Genomic DNA, 1,799 nt, shown 5'->3' with positions numbered 1-1,799 from the left:
CAAGACAATAGCGGCTGGAATAGGTTGAATATGCTTATGAACGCCGGTCATGGCTTCGCAAGAAATTACGGCACGACGACGAATAATGTGTCAGAATCTAAGATGCATGGTAACGACCCTTGGCAGAATGCTATGATGGTGCTTTTTGGATTAAAGAAGGCTGCGGAAAAGGCAGCAAATGCTGCCGTTTAGTTTGAATAATCTTAGAAAAAATAAATAGTTAAAGGGAAAGTAATGGTTTTTATAGATTTTGACCCGAGAGATAGAAGTTGGGCATTAAAACTAGAAAAAGATCTACACGAACGCAGACTAGAAAAAGATCTACTACAATCAATAGCGAATCAACGAAAGGACAAACATAAATTACCAGTTTTTCTTAATGCGATTTCTATGAATGATCCATATAAGATAGGCTCTTTTTCTCCTTCTCCAATAGGTTCTATTCGTCCTTCTGAGATAGATAATGAGGGGAATAAACCCTCTCCGATTCCACAATCAGAAACTCCTCCTCAGTTAGAGACTTCTCCACCTATTTCAACAAAACCAGTTCCATTGCAAGAACAGCCTCCTGAACCAAATCTTAGTTTTTGGGATAAATTTTCTCGTTTTTCACAGTCTGATGTTAGTAAAAATATTGATGATTTTCTTATGGGTGCGATAACGGCTAGTCCAAATTCATCTGGATGGCAACTTTTTGCCAAGGGGCTGAAGAACTTGCATGAAGGAGATAAACAAAGAGGGCAGGTTAACCAGACTGTCGAGTATCTAAAGTCTAAAGGCTATAGTGAAGAAGAAGCGCGGTTCATAGCTGGAAATAGAGATGCGTTGAATGCTTTTCTATTACAAAAAGTGAACGGTGGAAATAGGAATTCCCAATTTACCAATGACGGTAGGATGCTTGTGGAAGATCCGAATGCACCAGGTGGATATAGATATATTATGGTTGAAGGTGGTAAATCGTATGAGGAAGCTGAACGTGCAAAAGCTCTATATGCAAATAATATAGTACGGAAAAGTATTTTATTGAAAGATCTCACATATCTTGATGAGTACCTTAAGGAAAAAGGTGGGTATGCAACAGGTCTGATTGCTTGGATTAAAAGCATTGTTCCTGGATTGAAAGAAAATGGTGCAGATAAAGTCGTGAAATCAATTAAGGAACGTATAGCAAGTGATCGTATAGACGAACTGAAGCAATTATCAAGGACAGGAGCGGTAGGACTTGGAAATGTCAGTGATAAAGATCTTGACATGCTAAAGCATTCTTTAGGTGAACTAAGCATTGATATGAATGTAGAATTATTTACGCGGAATCTGAATCAAATAAGAGATGTTATTTCAAGACTATCGCCTGAAGCAAAAGCCTATTTACTAGGTGAAGATGCTAGTCGCTCCTCTGCTAATCAGTCATCACAAGGAGGCAGTGCAAATTTGCCAACTATAAGTAGCAGAGAAGAGCTAGATCGTTATCCTCCTGGAACAATAGTTAATTATAATGGTCATCCAGTATATAAGGGAGCAAAAAGATGATAAACAATAAGCGTTATCGACCAGGAGATCGAGTTCTTGAACTTGGGGATGATGTTTACGTAGCCGATTATCCTCTTAATCCCAGCAATTCAGGTAAACGTTATCGACCAGGAGATCGAGTTCTTGAACTTGGTGATGATGTTTATGTAGCCGACTATCCTTTATATAATAATTCTTATGAAGAAGAAGCAGAACATCCCGAAATCACGCAAAGTGAAGCTTTTTGGAACTCTTTAAAGCATGGATTGAGTTTTAATTTAGATGATGAG

1 protein-coding gene and 2 pseudogenes are annotated in these 1,799 nt (G+C 38.3%); all 3 read left to right on the top strand.

Features of this window, described 5'->3' with window-relative positions; translation table 11 throughout:
- Positions 1 to 192, top strand: a pseudogene (locus tag ACFINC_RS09020) (hypothetical protein); the annotation flags it as partial.
- A 42-nt stretch (positions 193 to 234) separates the two neighbouring features.
- On the top strand, positions 235 to 1,530 hold the full coding sequence (locus tag ACFINC_RS09015) for a hypothetical protein (RefSeq protein WP_375616989.1): 1,296 nt from the start codon (positions 235 to 237) through the stop codon (positions 1,528 to 1,530).
- Positions 1,527 to 1,799 (top strand): annotated as a pseudogene (locus ACFINC_RS09010) (hypothetical protein); the annotation flags it as partial. The gene ACFINC_RS09015 and the pseudogene ACFINC_RS09010, both read left to right, overlap by 4 nt.

It is taken from the genome of Bartonella sp. AP58NXGY (assembly GCF_042195785.1).
Lineage (GTDB): Bacteria > Pseudomonadota > Alphaproteobacteria > Rhizobiales > Rhizobiaceae > Bartonella.
Note: the sequence above shows the minus strand (reverse complement) of the source record. Positions and strands in the feature narration are given on the sequence as shown.